Below are 16,294 nucleotides of genomic sequence, written 5' to 3'. Positions count from 1 at the left end.
GAAAACGGGGCAACCGGGATCAGACCTTTTGCCCCGCTGCCTGCGGCAGCGCCACCGCCGCTTCGGATGGCGGTCCCAGGTCTTCGAACCCCTGGGCCCTGCCCAGCTGCACCTTCCCCGGCAGCGTGAAGCCTAAGGCTATTGCCGCTGCCAGGCTAGCGATCCGCAGCATATCCTTCGCGGCCATGACTTTTCCCTTTCGCTGTCTCCAACTTTTGCGGCCTTCCACGCCCGGGGGAGCAGTTTCCGTCGCAGCAGGCCCCAGTTTTTTTACAGAGGGCACGATTTTTTTCCTTGCAGCTGGCTCGCCAAGCGCCTATCTCAGCGCTCACCGAATGGCAGCGCGGGCGTAGCTCAGGGGTAGAGCATTACCTTGCCAAGGTAAGGGTCGTGAGTTCGAATCTCATCGCCCGCTCCATTCGAACCGGCGAAAAGGCCACCCGATCGGGTGGCCTTTCGTGTTTCAGGAATAACCCCTAGCCTGAGCCTTGTGCGGAATCACCAATGCCGCTAGGAACAGAGCAAGAACGGGAGCGGACGGGCAGGACGGCATGCTGACATCGGTAGAACTTTGCGCAGGGGCGGGCGGCCAAGCCCTGGGCCTCGAGAAGGCCGGCTTCGGCCACACCGCACTGGTCGAAATCGACAAGCATTGCTGCGCCACCCTGCGCCACAACCGGCCCAAGTGGAACGTGCTGGAAGAGGACGTGCGCAAGTTCAAGGAGGTTGCGGGCGATTACAAGGGCATCGACCTTTTGGCAGGCGGCCTGCCCTGCCCGCCGTTTTCCGTGGCGGGCAAGCAGCTTGGCGAGAAAGACGAGCGCAATCTTTTCGATGACGCGATCGAAATTGTCGATGCCACCCGGCCCCGTGCGGTGATGATCGAGAATGTGCGCGGCTTTTTGGATGCGGTGTTCCACGACTACCGCGAGAAGCTGAAGAAGCAGCTCTCCAAACTGGGCTACGAGACCGACTGGCGCCTCCTGAATGCCTCCGATTTCGGGGTGCCCCAGCTCAGGCCCCGGGTGGCGATTGTGGCGCTGCGTAAGGAATTCGCAGGCCAGTTCAACTGGCCCGAGCCGCTGCCGCACAATCCCCGCACCGTTGGCGAAACGCTTCTGGACCTGATGAAGGAACGCGGCTGGCGCGGCGCCGAGGACTGGGCCGCCAAGGCGGACGAGATCGCACCCACCATCGTCGGCGGCTCCAAGAAACACGGCGGCCCGGATCTGGGCCCGACCCGCGCACGCCGCGCCTGGGCGGCCTTGGGCGTCGAAGGGCGCACCATCGCCTATGAGGCGCCCGACCCGTTCCACAACGACATGCCGCGGCTCACCGTGCGGATGGTTGCGCGCATTCAGGGTTTCCCGGACGCCTGGCACTTCACTGGCGCCAAAACCAACGCCTACCGCCAGGTCGGCAACGCCTTCCCGCCGCCGGTGGCGGAGGCGGTCGCGCGCGAGCTGAGGGCGGCGATTGCCAAGCCGAAGCTTCATGCCGTGCGGGCCTGAGGCGCCTTTCAGGGCCGCTGCATTGCCTGGCCTGCCGACCGGGCTAGGACACACGCATTGAAACAGAAACTTCCGCCCAGCCGGGTCACCCCCGGCCATCCGGACTTCCCCCTCCTGTCACAGCTTGCGGCCGAGGTCACCCGGCGCGCGGGCGGCCCCCTGGCGCTGGCCGAGGCGTTCCCGGCGATGCTGCGCGACTGCATCGACAACGTGATTATGACGCCCAAGACCGGGCGGCGCAGCTATGACGAGCTGGAAAAGACGGAAAAGACCTATATTGGCACCCGCGTGGAGATCGAACTGCGCGCGCTCCTGCAACTGCGCCCCGGCCGGCTTGATACAGAGATCCTCGGGCAGGACGTCGATATCAAGCACACGATGGGCAGCACCTGGATGATTCCGACCGAGGCACTGGACGCGCCCTGCCTGCTGGTTGCGGCTGACGAGACCAGGGCGCGTTGCTACCTCGGGCTGATCCTGGCCCGCCCCGCCTATCTGACCCGCAGCCAGAACAAGGACGCCAAGCGCGCCGTGGCGGCGGAGGGGTTCGCCAATATCCTCTGGCTGCTGCAGGACCACCCCTACCCGGCCAATTTCTGGCGCACGGTGCCCGAGGACGCGGTCAGCCAGATCTTCGCGGGCGAAACCGGCAACGAGCGCATGGCCTCGCTCTTCCGCCTGGTGCAGCGCCGCGCCATTTCCCGCGACGTGGTGGAGGCGGTGGCCAAGCAGAAAGACTTCATGCGCCGCATACGCTCGGACAATGGCCGCGGCACCCGGGACATTCTGGCCCGCGCCGGCATCCTGCTGCTCTCCGGCCAGTACGACACCCAGCTGATCAAGGCGCTTGGCCTGCCGCCCTGCGGCAATGCCGAATTCATTTCCTGCCGGGTGGACACCGCCTATCATGCGCGCATGGCCGAACAATCCGGACATGCCCTGCCGTGGCCGACAAGCTGACACCTGAGCGGCGCAGCGCCAACATGGCGCAGATCCGCGCCAAGGATACCAAGCCCGAAATGCTGGTGCGGCGGATCGTGCACGGGCTCGGCTACCGCTACCGGCTGCACCGCAAGGACCTGCCCGGCAAGCCCGACCTGGTATTCGGCCCGCGCCGCAAGGTGATCTTCGTGCACGGCTGCTTCTGGCACCAGCACAGCTGCCGCGCCGGGCGTATCCCCGCCTCACGCCGGGACTACTGGGAGCCCAAGCTGCAGCGCAACGTGGAACGCGATGCCACCCATCTGGCCGCCCTCACCGGGTCGGGCTGGCAGGTGCTGACGGTCTGGGAATGCGAGACGAAGGACCTCGATGCCTTGCGCAGCCGCCTGCTGGAATTCCTCGCGAAGGATGCCTGACCAGGTTTGCGGTTTTCCCGCACAAGAGGCAAATTTTCCGCTTGCGGCCCCTTGCGGGATTGCCTAAACACCGCTTCACCGAACGGCAGCGCGGGCGTAGCTCAGGGGTAGAGCATTACCTTGCCAAGGTAAGGGTCGTGAGTTCGAATCTCATCGCCCGCTCCATTCGGACCAGCGAAAGGGCCGCCCTCCAGGGCGGCCCTTGCTGTTTTGGGCAGCCCGCGATTTCTGCTTCGGGCGCGCTGCGGAAAATCCGGCGCCCGGTCATTTTCCGCTTGCAGGCGGCGGCGGTTTTTCCTATTCACCGCCTCACCGAATGGCAGCGCGGGCGTAGCTCAGGGGTAGAGCATTACCTTGCCAAGGTAAGGGTCGTGAGTTCGAATCTCATCGCCCGCTCCATTTGGACTTCCGAAAAGGCCGCCCTCCGGGGCGGCCTTTCGCGTTCGACCCCCGCCGCCTTTCCGGCCGAAGTTTTTTGATCAAATTCCTTTGACGTCCCCTCGCTTTCCCGCCAAAGCTAACCCCCAAAGAAGTCCCGCCCGCGCGCGGCCAGCCTCAGGAGTGCAGCCATGGCCCCAGTCATCTATCCCACTACCAATTTCACTGCGACCGAGCAGCTCTGCCTGGAGCGCGGCGAAGGTATCTACGTCTACGATTCGGACGGCAACCAGTACATCGAGGGGCTGGCGGGTCTTTGGTGCACCTCGCTCGGCTACAACAATGCGGAGGTGATTCAGGCGATCACCGATCAGCTCAGCACGCTGCCCTTTGCGCATACTTTCGGCGGTAAGACCCACAAGCCGGTGATGCAGCTTGCCGAGAAGCTGAAAGCCATGGTGCCGGTGGAAGATGCCTACTTCTTCTTCGGCAATTCCGGATCGGACGCCAACGACACCCACTACAAGATGCTGCGCTATTATTTCAACGCCATCGGCAAGCCGGAGAAGCGCAAGATCATCACCCGCGAGCGCGGCTACCACGGCGTCACCGTAGCGGCAGGCTCGCTGACCTCGCTGCCAGCAAATCTCGCGCATTTCGACGCCCCGCTGGAGGCGCTCTCGATCCTGCGCTCGGACGCGCCGCACTACTACACCGGCCGCCGGGGCAATGAGACCGAAGAGCAGTTTGTTGACCGCATCATTCACAATCTGGAACAGCAGATTCTGGCTGAGGACCCGGACACCATCGCCGCAATGATCGTGGAACCGATCACCGGCGCATCGGGTGTAATCGTGCCGCCAGAAGGCTACTATGAGAAACTGCAATCGCTCCTGCGCAAGCACGGCATCCTCGTCTGGGCCGACGAGGTGATCACCGGTTTCGGCCGTACCGGCGCTGATTTCGGCTGCACCACGATGGGCATCAAGCCGGACCTGATGAGCTTTGCCAAGCAGCTGTCCTCCGCCTATTTCCCGATCTCGGCTGCGGTGATCCCCGGCTGGATGTATGAGGCGATGGTGGAGCAGACCAACGAGGTCGGGGTGTTTGGCCATGGCTACACCTACTCCGGCCACCCCGCCGCCTGCGCCGCCGCGCTTAAGACACTGGAAATCTACGAACGCGACCGCATCTTTGACCACGCAGCCGATGTAGGCGCCTACATGCAGGCGCAGCTGCGCGAGATCTTCGAAGGCCACCCGCTGGTCGGGGAGGTGCGCGGCAAGGGGCTGATCGCGGCGCTGGAGCTGGTTTCGAACAAGACCACCGGCGCGACCATCCCCGGCGGCAAGGGCGGCGCGGCGGCAGTGAAGGCCTGCCAGGAGGAAGGCCTGATCCTGCGCGCGGTGGCGGGCAACGCGCTTGCTTTCTGCCCGCCGCTGATCATCACCCGGGCAGAGGTGGACGAGATGCTGAGCCGCGCCAAACGGGCTGTGGACCGCGCGTATGACGAGCTGGAATCGGACGGCGTCCTGGAGGGGTGAGGGTCATGGGGGCTTTGCCCCCTTGGCCTTGCGGCCAATTCCCCCAGGGTATTTGAGGACAGAAAGCAGGGCGGCGCCAAGCGGGCCGCCCCTTTCTTCACTTTCTGGCCCGAAATACCCCGGAGCGCGAGGCAGAGCCTCGCATCCAGACCTCAGAACACCTTGAAGGTCATCGTGGTGAGTGAGCGCTCGATGTTCGGAATATCCAGCAGGTGGTCATTGATGTATTTGCCCACATCCTGGTCCGACGGGATGTAGAGCTTCATCAGCAAGTCAAAGTTGCCGCTGGTGGAATAGAGCTCGGAGTGGATTTCGCGCAGCGCGATCTCCTCGGCCACCTTGTAGGTGGTGCCGGGCTTGCAGCGGATCTGGATGAATACGCAGGTCGACATATGCGCCTCTCGAAAGGGTTCCTTTGCTTGACAAGCTGGCATGGGGCGCGGGCGGGCGCAATCCCGTGCGCCGGGACCGCGCAACAGATCGGGCAAATCGGCCGCGCGGCACTTGAGCCGCCCCCCGCGCCCGCCCTATAAGCGCGGCGCAGGACAGCAAGGACGGACCGCAGATGCGCACCAGCCAGATCACCCGCAAGACCGCGGAAACCGAGATTTCGGTCGAGATCAACCTCGACGGCACCGGGATCTATGACAACCAGACCGGGGTCGGCTTCTTCGACCACATGCTGGACCAGCTGGCGCGGCATTCGCTGATCGACATGAAGATCCGCGCCAAGGGCGACTATCACATCGACGACCACCACACGGTCGAGGACACCGGCATCGCGCTGGGGCAGGCGCTGGTGCAGGCGCTTGGGGACAAGAAGGGCATCCGCCGCTATGGCGAATGCCACTTGCCGATGGATGACGCGCAGGTGCGCTGCGCGCTCGACCTCTCGGGCCGGCCCTTCCTGATCTGGAACGCTGCGCTGCCAGCCCCGAAGATCGGCACGTTTGACACCGAGCTGGTGCGCGAGTTCTTCCAGGCCCTCAGCACCCACGGAGGGATCACCCTGCACATCGACCAGCTGCACGGGTTCAACAGCCACCACATCGCCGAGGCCGCCTTCAAGGCCGCCGCCCGCGCCCTGCGGCTCGCGGTGGAGACCGACCCGCGCAAGGCCGATGCGATCCCCTCCACCAAGGGCGCGCTCTGAGGCCGCACCGGCCCGCCCGCGGGCCGGACCATCATTCGAATACCGGAGACACACGCCATGCTGACCGCCATCATCGACTACGAGTCCGGCAACCTGCATTCCGCCGAAAAGGCGTTCCAGCGCATGGCGCGCGAGACCGGTGCGGGCGAGGTCGTGGTGACCTCGGACGCCGATGTGGTGGCGCGGGCCGACCGGCTGGTGCTGCCGGGCGACGGCGCCTTCCCTGCCTGCGCGGCCGAGCTGCGCGGCCACAAGGGCATCTACGAAGCCATGGTGGAAGCGGTCGAGCAGAAGGGCCGGCCCTTCCTCGGCATCTGCGTCGGCATGCAGCTGATGGCCACCACTGGGCATGAATACGAGGAAACCCCCGGTCTCGGCTGGATCGGCGGCGACGTGGTTAAGATCACACCCTCTGACCCGGCGCTCAAGGTGCCGCACATGGGCTGGAACGACCTGGTGATCGACCACCCGCACCCTGTGTTCGACGGCATCAAGAGCGGCGATCACTGCTATTTCGTGCATTCCTACCACTTCCGGGTGTCCGATCCGGCCGAGCGTCTGGCCCATGCGGAATACGGCGGCGACGTGACCGCGGTGATCGGCCGCGGCACCATGCTGGGGATGCAGTTCCACCCGGAGAAAAGCCAGCACGTCGGGCTGCGGATGATTGCCAACTTCCTGAGCTGGACGCCTTGAGCCGCACCTCGGACACGCGCTTCCGGCGGCGGCAAGGGACACCGCCGCCCTGCGCCCAAAATGCCTCTGCGATCCGCCGCAGCCCCTACGCGCGGCGGATCACTTTCGGGTGACCCTGCGGCACTCGCGCTCCCGGCCCGCCGCCGATCCTGCGGCAAGACGGCATCGCGTGAATCACGGAGATCCCGATGCTGAATCCCCGCCAAAAGACCCCGGACCTTAACCTGCCGCTCCTCAGCGGCGGCACCTTCGAGCTCTCGGCTGAGCGGACCAGACGCTCTATTTCGGCAGCGTTCGGACCATGCCATTTGCGCGGCCGCCCGTGGACGAGCAGGCTTCGGCGGTGAATTTCATCGTCGAGAAGGACTACCCCGCACGCGGCCAGTATATCGGCGAACCCTGACATCCCTGCCACAAATTCCAGGCAGCAGCGGCGTCAGCCGCGCCGCCCCATCGTCAGCGATGGACAGGGCGGCGGACAGAAGGCATATGGGGCGGACCCGATTTCCGTAACGCCAGGCCCCCCGCACCCGTGCAGATCCGCTTCGAAAAATTTGATCACCACGGCGGCCGCCACCGCTACTGCGTCCTGCAGCTGAGCCGGACGCTGTTCGGCGAGTGGTGCGTGGAGCGCGCCTCGGGGCCGATCGGCGCGGCGGGCGGGCAGCAGAAGCGGGCCTATTTCGCCAGCCACGCCGAGGCGCTTCAGCTGTTCGAGGCCGCGCGGGACCGGCAGGTGAGCCAGGGCTTCGTGCCGATCCCGGTGCAGCTGGGGCTGCTCTAGGGTTATTTCACCCGGCTCCAGGTCTGCTTGGAGCAGATCAGCCCGCCCGCAACGCAGCCGCGCAGCGCCAGGGTATTCCCCGCGAGGTCCATCTTGCCGATGTAGATCTTGCCGTTCGAGGGCCGCCAGACCTTGCCCGCATAAGCGCCATCGCCCTGCGGCGCCATGTCGATCACCAGCGTCTTGCCGATATTGGGCGACTGATATTCGCCGGAGGCGTTGAAGGTCCGGGCGATCTTGCCGCAGACCGCGGCCCCGCATGTCTCCATCTGCACATAGGCGTAGGAGCCGTCATCGGGCTGGGTTTTCCAGGTCCCCAGAACCGGGTCTGCCACCGCCGCGCCCGCCATCCCGGCCAGCCCTGCCGCCAGCGCCAGTGCCGCTGCCATTCGTTTCATGCTGTCTTCTCCCTGTTTGCGGGCAGCCGTCCCGATGCGGCCCGCCTCACGCCATCAGTCTGTGCCGGGTTTCCGCAACCGGGCAAGGCTGACCTCGGGTCGCGTTGCAATCCCGGCCCGGCTTGTGCAAAACGCGGGTGCAGCAGCATTGGCAAGGAAAGCGCAGATGATCCTCTATCCCGCAATCGACCTCAAGGATGGCCAGGCCGTGCGACTCCTGCATGGCGACATGGACAAGACCACCGTGTTCAACGACAACCCCGCCGCCCAAGCGCTGGAGTTCGTCGAAGCGGGCTGTGAATGGCTGCACCTCGTGGACCTTAACGGTGCCTTCGCAGGCGAGCCGGTCAATGCCGCCCCGGTGGAGGAGATCCTCAGGCAGTGCCAGGTTCCCGCGCAGCTGGGCGGCGGCATCCGCGACATGGCCACGATCGAGCGCTGGATCGGCAAGGGTCTTGCCCGGGTGATCCTCGGCACCGTGGCGGTGGAGAACCCGGACCTGGTGCGGGAAGCGGCGCGCGAGTTTCCCGGCAAGGTGGCGGTCGGCATCGACGCCCGCAACGGCAAGGTCGCCACCAAGGGCTGGGCCGAGGAAACCGACGTGATGGTCACCGACCTCGCGCGCTCCTTCGAGGATGCGGGCGTTGCCGCAATCATCTATACCGACATCATGCGCGACGGCGCCATGAAAGGACCGAACGTTGAGGCCACCGCGGCGCTCGCCAACGCGGTCTCGATTCCGGTGATCGCTTCGGGCGGGGTCTCCTCGCTCGATGATCTGCGCGCGCTCAAGTCCTGCGGCGCTCCGCTCAACGGCGCGATCTCGGGCCGCGCGCTCTATGATGGCGCCATTGACCTGGCCGAGGCGCTCGCCGTCCTGAAAGGCTGAGGCCCGGAGCCACTTTCTGACCCCCAATACCCTGGGGGTGAGCGCCGCCAGGCGCGAGGGGGCAACGCCCCCTCTCCTTCCCTCACCGCAAATCCCCTTTCCCGCCGCGCAAAATCCCGCCATAAGGCTTTCCATGCTGAAGACCCGTATCATTCCCTGTCTCGATGTCGCCGATGGCCGCGTGGTCAAGGGCGTCAACTTCGTCGGCCTGCGCGATGCGGGCGACCCGGTGGAATCAGCCAAGGCCTATGACGCCGCGGGCGCGGACGAGATCTGCTTCCTCGACATCCACGCCACCCACGAAAACCGCGGCACCATGTTCGACGTGGTGCGCCGCACCGCCGAGCAGTGTTTTGTGCCGCTGACCGTGGGCGGCGGGGTGCGCAGCAAGGAAGACGTGCGGGCGCTGCTGCTGGCAGGGGCCGACAAGGTCTCGTTCAATTCTGCCGCCGTCGCAAACCCCGAAGTCATCGCCGAGGCCGCGGCGCAGTTCGGCAGCCAGTGCATCGTCTGCGCCATCGACGCCAAGACGGTCTCCGCCGGTAAATGGGAGATCTTCACCCACGGCGGCCGCAAGCCGACCGGCATTGATGCGGTAGAGTTCGCCCGGCTGGTGGCGGAGAAAGGCGCGGGGGAGATCCTGCTCACCTCGATGGACCGCGACGGCACCAAGTCGGGCTTCAATCTGCCACTTACCCGAGCGATCTCGGACGCAGTCGACGTGCCGGTGATTGCTTCCGGCGGCGTGGGCACCCTGGACCACCTGGTGGAGGGCGTAACCCAAGGCGGCGCAAGCGCGGTGCTGGCGGCTTCGATCTTCCACTTCGGGGAGTACACAATCCAGGAAGCCAAGGAACACATGGCCGCGGCTGGCATTCCGATGAGGCTGCAATGAGTGTGCTTGACCGGCTTGAAGCCACCATCCAAACCCGCAAAGGCGCTGATCCGGACGCCAGCTGGACAGCCAAGCTGCTTGCCAAGGGGCCGGAAAAATGCGCCGAGAAATTCGGCGAAGAGGCCATCGAGGCCATCATCGAAGCAGTGAAGGGCGACCGCGAGAAGCTTGCGTCCGAAAGCGCCGATGTCCTGTATCATTTCCTGGTGATGCTGGCGTCACGCGATGTGGCGCTGGCGGACGTGCTCGCTGTTCTCGCCGAGCGTCAGGGCCTGAGCGGCATCGCCGAGAAGGCGTCGCGCCCCGAGAGCTGAGCGCCATCCGGGCCAGCCCGGGAGGTCCCTCCGCCGCGGCGATGCCGGGCGGCCAGGAGTGCCTGCGCCGGCCCGCGCACTCACAGTTTCGAAGAGATGATCCCGGTGGCGAAGCCGCCCATGCGCAGCTCGCCGAACAGGCGCTGGTATTCGATCTTGGGGCAGCGGTTCTGGATCACCGTAACGCCCCGTGCCTCCGCCTTGGCAGCAGCCTCGGCGTGTTCCACGCCGATTTGCATCCAGATGGTCTGCAGGTCCGGGAAGGCTGCCAGCGCTTCGTCGACAATTCCGGGTACGGCTTCGGAGCGGCGGAAGATGTCGACCATGTCCACCCTCTCGCTGATCTCCGAGAGGCTCGCGCGCACGGTTTCGCCGAACAGCGGCTTGCCTGCGTGGCCGGGGTTGACCGGGATGACCCGGAAGCCCTTAAGGCCCAGGTATCGCGCCACGTAGTAGCTGGGCCGCACCGGGTTCATTGATACGCCCACCACCGCCACCGTACGGGTGCGCTGAAGGATTTTTTTCAAAAGGTCGTCGCTGTAGTCGGTCATGGCCGCGAGCCTAGCCGCGCCACGCGGGCTGGCAAAGCGGGAACAGCGGGGCGGAGAAGAAAAATGCGCCCGGGCGTGTGGCCGGGCGCAAGTTATGGAACGAGGGACAGTGAAAAAGATCTGCGGTGGTTCCAGACCGCAGTCACTATTGAATATGCGCCACAGTTGAAAAAATAAAAGCCCCCTTCACGACAATGTGAGGTGACGGGCCGGGCGGCGTTCTACTCGCGCAGAATCGCAGGCCAATGCGCCGCTGCCGCGGTGATCAGCGGTGCCGCGTTGCCGCGCCAGCGGTCCGCGGCGTCGGGATTGTTCAACAGGTACAACTCGCCGCTGAAAATGGTCCAGATGCGCGGATCGCCCCGCCGCAGACGCCCCTGCGACAGCGCATAAGCGCAATAGCCGCCAAAGGCCGGGGCGTAAGCCCGAGGGTTGGCCTCAAAGAGGGCCTGATTGCGTGCGGAGGAAAAGCGCCAGATCACGCCTTTCCACATCACCGCATTGCCGCGGCGGCCTCGCCGGGCCTCGCCGCGTTCGAAGAAAGCGACCACGTCATAGCCGCCGATTGCCACACCCTCGCGGGCGGAGAACACCGTGACCGGATGCGCCTCCGCCGCAGAAGGTTCCGGTACGGAAAATCCAATTAGGGCAAAAGCCAGCAGCAGCGGGCGCAGGATCACGTCTTTCTCCGTTACATCAACGATAAGCCTGCCGACTGTGCCGCAAGCCTAGCGCCTTGCAAAGGCCGCATACGCAGTTGTGATGGTGCTGTGACGCCCCGCGAGGCCGCGGGGCCATCCTCAGTGCGCGCGGGAGGCGTAGAGCGCGATGGCAGCCGCATTGGAGACGTTCAGCGATCCGAAGCCGCCGGCCGCATCGATCTTCACCAGCCGGTCCACAGTCTCCTTGGTCTTCTGCCTCAGCCCCGGGCCTTCGGCCCCCAGAACCAGCGCCACGGGGCGGTCCTTGCGTCCCTCCACGGCGCTTTCGATGGTCTCCTCCGCTTCGCCATCCAGTCCAAGCACCAGGAAGCCCATGGCCTGCAATTCGGTGATGGCATCGGCCAGATTGCGCATGCGCAGGTAGGGCTGGCGCTCCAGCGCGCCGCTGGCTGTCTTGGCGAGCGCGCCGGTTTCCGGCGCCGAATGGTGGCGGGTGCCGATCACCGCGCTCGCGCCCAGCACCTCGGCCGAGCGCAGGATGGCGCCGACGTTGTGCGGGTCGGTCACCCGGTCCAGAAGCAGGACCCGAGGTGCCTCGGCGCCGATGCAGTTCTCGGCCAGCCCGCCCCAGTTCAACGGTTTGACCTCCAGCGCTGCGCCTTGGTGCACGGACTGCGGATCCAGCGGCGCAGTGAACCTGCGCGGGTCGGCGAGCTCGGGCACGATCCCGGCCTCGGCGATGGCATCTTCCAGCTTGGCTTGCGCGTTTGGGGTCACGATGAGGCGCAGTTTCTCGCGGCGCGGATTGACCAGCGCATCGCGCACAGCATGCAGCCCGAACAGCCACACGGTTTCGGCTGCCCCGGCCTTGCGGGCCTGTTCCTTTTCGACGACCCACTTGGGTTTTTTCGGCATTGCGCACTCCGGCAGAAAGAATTCGGGGGCGCGGAAAAAAACTTTCGATTTTCCGGTTGACGCCCGTTTGGCCTGCTAGTAATCACGCCTCCACATCAGGTGCAACACGCAACTGACAGTGGGCGACAGGCCGCAAGGTGTGGCAGGGGACTGTAACTCCCTCGCGGAGACGCACGCTTGGTTCGATTCCAAGGTCGCCCACCATCCCGCTCTTTTGGGATGAAAACTCCGCTAACACCTTGAAGGGAAAGGTGGTTTTCGCGGTTCGATAGCCTTCAAATCTGCTAAACCGAAGTGGCTCTGCAAAGGCCAGCTTCAGCACAGTTCGCCGCAGCAGCAAGTCGCCTTTTTCGTAGATTTTCCAAGGACTTGCCAAGAACGTCAGCGCGTGTTCGATAAACTCCTCGAAGCTGCCCTCTGGCGGCACCGTTTGATCGGCCTGTTCACGCAGCTTGATGGCCTCACGCTCCAGCTTTTCGACCCGTTTTTCATAGGCTGAGATCACCGATGGGCTTGACGCATCCATGAGCCTGTCCAGCGTGGTTTCGATCTGTTTCTCGGTGTCCTTAATCTGGGTTTCGAGCGCCCTCTTGGCGTTCTGAGCCTCCGTGAGGCGCATGTTCCACATATCGGTGAACATCGCCTTGGCAATCGCAAAAAGCTGCTGTGCGGGCTGCAAAGAGCGCAGCAGCGCCTCTGCCCCATCCTCGATCTTTGCACGCGGGATGGACTTGCGCTTGGAAGCGCAATCCGGCGTGTCGCAGAGGTAGTAGGGATAGTGCTTCGCCCGCCCTTTCGACCAGCACGAGGTCATCGCCTCACCGCAATCATCACAGAGGACAAAACCCCGCAACGGGAAGTCCTCGCTGATGTCCTTGCGTGCCGGAGCGTAGATATGACCGTTCAGAACCCGCTGAATGCGCTCATACGTGGCAAAGGAAATCAGTGGTTCATGATGCCCCTTGCGCAAGGAAACGTCCCAGTCCTTGAATTCGATATAGCCCGCATAGATGGGCTTCATCAGGATGTCTTTGACCTTGGAGGGATGGACATAACCGCTGGCACCACTTTTCGGGAACTCCGGCTTGGATTCCAGAAAGCGCTTCACTTCGGCCTGCGATCCGAACCGCCCGTGAGCGTAGCCCTCCAGCGCTTCGGCCAGGATCGAGGCGACAGGCTCATTCCGCACCAGTATCTTACCGTGCAACTTGTCGCTGGCATAGCGGTAGCCCATAGGCGGATGGAATACCCAATAGCCTTTTTCGACGCGCGCTTTCATCTTCTGGGACACCTGACGGCTGTTCTGCTCACGCTCCAACTGGCCCTGGGCGGCAAACACAGTTTCGACAAAGCGGCCTTCAGGCGTTTCCTCAAACCGGAAGTTCAGGCACTCGATGCTGGCACGTCTTGCTTTTAACTGCTCACGCAAATCCCAATGGAAGCGCGTGTCACGGGCGAAACGCTTGAGATCATCAAAGATGACCACATAGCTTTCGTCTTTCTGCACATCGAGATAGGCCAGTAGAGCCCGCATCGCAGGGCGGTTCATGAAATTACCGCCGCCCGTAAAATCATCGGTGAACACCATCTCAACCGCATAGCCGCGCTCATCGGCATGCTGGCGGCAGCGGTGTTCCTGGCTTTCCAGGCCATGGCCTTCGGTCTTTTGCTTTTTGTCCGAGACCCGGCAGTAGATCAAAGCCTTCTGCACAGGGTTGTCTCGGGGCATTGCAATGTCGTGTTTCATGACTCCTGCCTTTCTCGCGCCCGCCCGTTACCCGGCCTCTGGCGCGTTATTTGTGTCCTCGTCTTTCTGAATTCCTGCGCAGTGTAGCGCATTGGAGCTATTCTTGTCGCCTTCATCCCGTGAAGTTTGAAGTTGTCCACAGGCAGGCTCCAGCGGCTGCACGGCAAAGCCTGCATCCACAAAGCACACCATGCAGTGCCAGATCGACTCCAGCACTTGTTGTTTCTGCCCGCCCGTCAGGCCAGAGCCGTCCAGCATGTGCTGGTATGCTTCGACATCAATGTAGATATTGCGCCCCCGCAGATTGGCCGAGATCGCCTCATTGAAGGCTTTGGTGATGGTGTTCTCGCTGTTTCCGTCCATCGAAATTCCCTTTCAGCGTTTCATCAGGCCGCAGCAATCGGTTCACGCAGGAACCCCGCGCGGCCAGGACGTGTCTTGATCTGGTGCTTATTTGTTGGCGCAATTGCCGCCTTACGCGGTCATGCGCTCTGGCTTCTCACATCGGCGGATCAGACCCCGATGTGAACCTCTTCGCGTCTATCCAGCGCTCAACGCGGGAGTTACGTCTTTTGTATATTTTCATAATAACATCCTTGGGTTGCATTATGCAAATCAACCTCGCGTTCTCTTGTTGTGGGCTCGTAAGGCGTGAAGCCTCCGCCAGCGTTACGTTTTGGGGCGATAGCCCTTGATGAAGCTCCATTCACCGGAGCGGTATTGCGGGAAGTCCCGGTAGCGCGCAGGCGCAGCCTCGCGGATCACACGGCGATAGCGCGCGCCCCAGAAACCGCGCACCTTCACGCGCTCCATATCCCGATCAAAATACGGGTTCGGGAAATACCGCCCCGCATAACGGCGGATCGTGTAATACGGCACCTTGTCTGCCAGAAACGGGCGGATGCCGTAGCCGGACGCCCAGATGAGGGCCTTGTTTAAGGGCATGGTCAGGATCTCATCGGGGCTCATCAGGGCGCGGGCTTGTTTGCGCTTATGCGCCATCTCCATATCCAGATGCCGCAAGGCCATGCCCGTCTTGAGCGCGTCCTGCCCCTCGAACAGAATGCCGTGTAACGCTTCGCGCCTGGCCTTGGCTGCGCGGGCTTGTGTCAGAGGGTCATCAACGGCCAGCGTCTGCTGCCCCAGCTTGCGGCTGAGATGCTGCGCGGTCTCCAGATCAGACAGCCCGCCGCCGAGATAGATTTCCACGTCAGCATTGGCTTGTAGAGTCATGGCACCTGTCGGGCCGAGGTTTTGGCGGATTTGTCCCAAGTCCTGATAGACGCAGAGCGGACACAGGCCAAAGCCCCGGCCAATGGCGTAGAACTCGGAAAGCTCCGGGAACCGGCCAAGCTGCGCTGCTTCATCAATCACAAGATTGACCGTCGGTGCGCCGGGCTTGCGCTGTTTTAAGGTGCGCAAGGTCGAAAAACACTGCCGGATGAGCGGCGCGTTCTGCTCGATGAGTTCGGCAGGCATCATCAGGAAAACAAACACCGGGCGCTGGCTGTCTTCGGTCAGCACATCCAGCGTGAAATCCGCCTCATCCTCACCGACAAAGCTTTGCTGCAACGCCGGATCGTTCATGAACGCGACTGCGTTGGTAATCTCGCTGAGAACGGAGTCATAAGTCTTGCGGCTGTGCTTCGCCATGTCGAGCATTTCGCGGAAGGCTGTGTCCAAATCCGGCTCACCCAGCGCAGCCATGGTTTCGGCCATCTGCGCCCAGCCTTCGGGTTCGGCCCGGATCATGCTGATCAGTTCATAAAGGCTGCGCGGTGAAACGCTGCCATCCCGATGCACAAGCCCCCGGATCAATGGATCAGCCCAGTTCTGCGCCTTCTGCTCAAAGAACCTGGCATCACCGCCGCCGCTTTCCGGCAGCAATGTCCGTGCCGCACGCCGTGTATCCGCCACCAGCGTCGGCGAGTCCGGCCTCAGGTGGTTGTAGATATTCAAGGCGTGGTTCGGCAGGCCGTGCAGGTGATACGGGTTCACGTAGTAGACATGCGCCCCCATGTGTACGAGACCGGGGCCGATCACCGCTGCCATCTCCCCCTTGGGATCAACCGCCAGCACACGCTGCGGGCCTCCCTTGCGCCCAGGAGCGGCCAACAGGTGGGAAAGCACAGTAGTGAACTTGCCCGAGCCAGCGCCGCCGATCAGAAGCGCGCCTGCTTGCTGATCATGAAAAAGCTGGCGGCCATGGTGGAACCCAATCGGCAAGCCGCCCTTGCCGCGAAATGCTCCCCGCACCTCTTGCGGCGTGGCAAAGCGGGCTGAGCCGAAAGGGGTTTCCTGATAGTGGTTCATCGTGGGTCACTCCATATTCAAGGAATAGCTGGCGCACTCGCAGGTCGCGGAACCGTCAGCAGGGCATGTTAGAAGTAGACACGGGCATAGAAGCCGATGGCGAGGCAGATGAAGCCAAGCCTCAGTGCCCAGAAGATCGAGTGGCCGACAAACCTTGCGGCTCGGTCGCCCGCTCTATCTTGACGA

Annotated in this window: 17 protein-coding genes, 4 tRNA genes and 2 pseudogenes; 14 read left to right on the top strand and 9 right to left on the bottom strand. The window is 63.6% G+C overall.

Annotation, left to right across the window (positions count from 1 at the left end; translation table 11 throughout):
* Positions 1 to 19 precede the first annotated feature (19 nt).
* Entirely contained in the window at positions 20 to 187 is a 168-nt protein-coding gene (locus ACOHWE_RS11055) for a hypothetical protein (RefSeq protein WP_420666350.1), read from the bottom strand.
* Positions 188 to 343: 156 nt separating this feature from the next.
* On the opposite strand from ACOHWE_RS11055, the gene ACOHWE_RS11050 reads away from it, so the two are divergent.
* The 7 genes and pseudogenes from ACOHWE_RS11050 to ACOHWE_RS11020 all read left to right on the top strand — a co-directional run.
* Positions 344 to 418: transfer RNA gene (locus ACOHWE_RS11050), tRNA-Gly, on the top strand.
* A gap of 133 nt (positions 419 to 551) precedes the next feature.
* Complete coding sequence (locus ACOHWE_RS11045) at positions 552 to 1,511, top strand: DNA cytosine methyltransferase (protein WP_420666348.1); 960 nt, start codon at positions 552 to 554, stop codon at positions 1,509 to 1,511.
* Between the two features lie 57 nt (positions 1,512 to 1,568).
* Entirely contained in the window at positions 1,569 to 2,471 is a 903-nt protein-coding gene (locus ACOHWE_RS11040) for a NaeI family type II restriction endonuclease (protein WP_420666347.1), read from the top strand.
* On the top strand, positions 2,456 to 2,869 hold the full coding sequence (locus ACOHWE_RS11035) for a very short patch repair endonuclease (protein ID WP_420666346.1): 414 nt from the start codon (positions 2,456 to 2,458) through the stop codon (positions 2,867 to 2,869). Before ACOHWE_RS11040 ends, ACOHWE_RS11035 begins: the two co-directional genes overlap by 16 nt.
* Before the next feature lie 90 nt (positions 2,870 to 2,959).
* A tRNA-Gly gene (locus ACOHWE_RS11030) sits at positions 2,960 to 3,034 on the top strand.
* 159 nt (positions 3,035 to 3,193) lie between these two features.
* Positions 3,194 to 3,268, top strand: a tRNA-Gly gene (locus tag ACOHWE_RS11025).
* 164 nt (positions 3,269 to 3,432) lie between these two features.
* Positions 3,433 to 4,791, top strand: a pseudogene (locus ACOHWE_RS11020) (aminotransferase); the annotation flags it as partial.
* A gap of 152 nt (positions 4,792 to 4,943) precedes the next feature.
* Here the strand turns inward: ACOHWE_RS11020 and ACOHWE_RS11015 are convergent.
* Complete coding sequence (locus tag ACOHWE_RS11015) at positions 4,944 to 5,183, bottom strand: Lrp/AsnC family transcriptional regulator (protein ID WP_420666345.1); 240 nt, start codon at positions 5,181 to 5,183, stop codon at positions 4,944 to 4,946.
* Between the two features lie 173 nt (positions 5,184 to 5,356).
* Here ACOHWE_RS11015 and hisB point away from each other — a divergent pair, with 173 nt between their 5' ends.
* The 3 genes from hisB (at position 5,357) to ACOHWE_RS11000 (ending at position 7,424) form a co-directional block, all read left to right on the top strand.
* Positions 5,357 to 5,944 carry an imidazoleglycerol-phosphate dehydratase HisB gene (gene hisB / locus ACOHWE_RS11010; RefSeq protein WP_420666344.1) on the top strand — a complete coding sequence of 196 codons (588 nt, stop codon included), beginning with the start codon at positions 5,357 to 5,359 and terminating at the stop codon, positions 5,942 to 5,944.
* Positions 5,945 to 6,001: 57 nt separating this feature from the next.
* Positions 6,002 to 6,640 (top strand): imidazole glycerol phosphate synthase subunit HisH, encoded by a 639-nt coding sequence (gene hisH, locus ACOHWE_RS11005; RefSeq protein ID WP_420666343.1) that lies wholly within the window; start codon positions 6,002 to 6,004, stop codon positions 6,638 to 6,640.
* 532 nt (positions 6,641 to 7,172) lie between these two features.
* Positions 7,173 to 7,424 carry a WGR domain-containing protein gene (locus tag ACOHWE_RS11000; RefSeq protein ID WP_420666342.1) on the top strand — a complete coding sequence of 84 codons (252 nt, stop codon included), beginning with the start codon at positions 7,173 to 7,175 and terminating at the stop codon, positions 7,422 to 7,424.
* A 2-nt stretch (positions 7,425 to 7,426) separates the two neighbouring features.
* On the opposite strand, the gene ACOHWE_RS10995 is transcribed toward ACOHWE_RS11000, so the two are convergent.
* The gene (locus tag ACOHWE_RS10995; protein ID WP_420666341.1) at positions 7,427 to 7,822 is read right to left on the bottom strand and encodes a DUF2147 domain-containing protein; all 396 of its coding nucleotides are present in this window, start codon (positions 7,820 to 7,822) and stop codon (positions 7,427 to 7,429) included.
* Positions 7,823 to 7,988: 166 nt separating this feature from the next.
* On the opposite strand from ACOHWE_RS10995, the gene hisA reads away from it, so the two are divergent.
* The 3 genes from hisA (at position 7,989) to ACOHWE_RS10980 (ending at position 9,920) form a co-directional block, all read left to right on the top strand.
* A complete protein-coding gene (gene hisA, locus ACOHWE_RS10990; RefSeq protein WP_420666339.1) occupies positions 7,989 to 8,711 on the top strand; it encodes a 1-(5-phosphoribosyl)-5-[(5-phosphoribosylamino)methylideneamino]imidazole-4-carboxamide isomerase in 723 nt (240 codons plus the stop codon).
* A 133-nt stretch (positions 8,712 to 8,844) separates the two neighbouring features.
* Positions 8,845 to 9,606, top strand: coding sequence for an imidazole glycerol phosphate synthase subunit HisF (hisF, locus tag ACOHWE_RS10985; protein ID WP_420666338.1), 762 nt, complete (start codon positions 8,845 to 8,847; stop codon positions 9,604 to 9,606).
* The gene (locus tag ACOHWE_RS10980) at positions 9,603 to 9,920 is read left to right on the top strand and encodes a phosphoribosyl-ATP diphosphatase (RefSeq protein ID WP_420666337.1); all 318 of its coding nucleotides are present in this window, start codon (positions 9,603 to 9,605) and stop codon (positions 9,918 to 9,920) included. The genes hisF and ACOHWE_RS10980 overlap by 4 nt, the downstream gene beginning before the upstream one ends.
* Positions 9,921 to 10,000: 80 nt before the next feature.
* Here the strand turns inward: ACOHWE_RS10980 and ACOHWE_RS10975 are convergent, their stop codons facing one another.
* The 3 genes from ACOHWE_RS10975 to rlmB all read right to left on the bottom strand — a co-directional run bounded on the left by ACOHWE_RS10975 (position 10,001) and on the right by rlmB (position 12,048).
* Positions 10,001 to 10,471, bottom strand: a complete 471-nt coding sequence (locus tag ACOHWE_RS10975; protein WP_420666336.1) for a CoA-binding protein — start codon at positions 10,469 to 10,471, stop codon at positions 10,001 to 10,003.
* 221 nt (positions 10,472 to 10,692) lie between these two features.
* Complete coding sequence (locus ACOHWE_RS10970) at positions 10,693 to 11,151, bottom strand: YHS domain-containing (seleno)protein (RefSeq protein WP_420666335.1); 459 nt, start codon at positions 11,149 to 11,151, stop codon at positions 10,693 to 10,695.
* A 120-nt stretch (positions 11,152 to 11,271) separates the two neighbouring features.
* Positions 11,272 to 12,048 carry a 23S rRNA (guanosine(2251)-2'-O)-methyltransferase RlmB gene (gene rlmB, locus ACOHWE_RS10965; protein WP_420666334.1) on the bottom strand — a complete coding sequence of 259 codons (777 nt, stop codon included), beginning with the start codon at positions 12,046 to 12,048 and terminating at the stop codon, positions 11,272 to 11,274.
* A gap of 120 nt (positions 12,049 to 12,168) precedes the next feature.
* Between rlmB and ACOHWE_RS10960 the strand changes: the two genes are divergently transcribed.
* Positions 12,169 to 12,252, top strand: a tRNA-Tyr gene (locus ACOHWE_RS10960).
* Between the two features lie 511 nt (positions 12,253 to 12,763).
* On the opposite strand, the pseudogene ACOHWE_RS10955 reads toward ACOHWE_RS10960, so the two are convergent.
* From ACOHWE_RS10955 to ACOHWE_RS10945, 3 genes and pseudogenes are all read right to left on the bottom strand, one after another.
* Positions 12,764 to 13,777, bottom strand: a pseudogene (locus ACOHWE_RS10955) (recombinase family protein); the annotation flags it as partial.
* A gap of 45 nt (positions 13,778 to 13,822) precedes the next feature.
* The gene (locus ACOHWE_RS10950; RefSeq protein WP_420666332.1) at positions 13,823 to 14,158 is read right to left on the bottom strand and encodes a hypothetical protein; all 336 of its coding nucleotides are present in this window, start codon (positions 14,156 to 14,158) and stop codon (positions 13,823 to 13,825) included.
* A gap of 306 nt (positions 14,159 to 14,464) precedes the next feature.
* Positions 14,465 to 16,108, bottom strand: a complete 1,644-nt coding sequence (locus ACOHWE_RS10945) for a type IV secretory system conjugative DNA transfer family protein (RefSeq protein WP_420666331.1) — start codon at positions 16,106 to 16,108, stop codon at positions 14,465 to 14,467.
* Between the last annotated feature and the right edge of the window lie 186 nt (positions 16,109 to 16,294).

Source organism: Cribrihabitans neustonicus, assembly GCF_048820895.1.
Classification (GTDB): domain Bacteria; phylum Pseudomonadota; class Alphaproteobacteria; order Rhodobacterales; family Rhodobacteraceae; genus Cribrihabitans_A; species Cribrihabitans_A neustonicus.
This window is presented reverse-complemented; position numbering and strand designations above follow the sequence as displayed.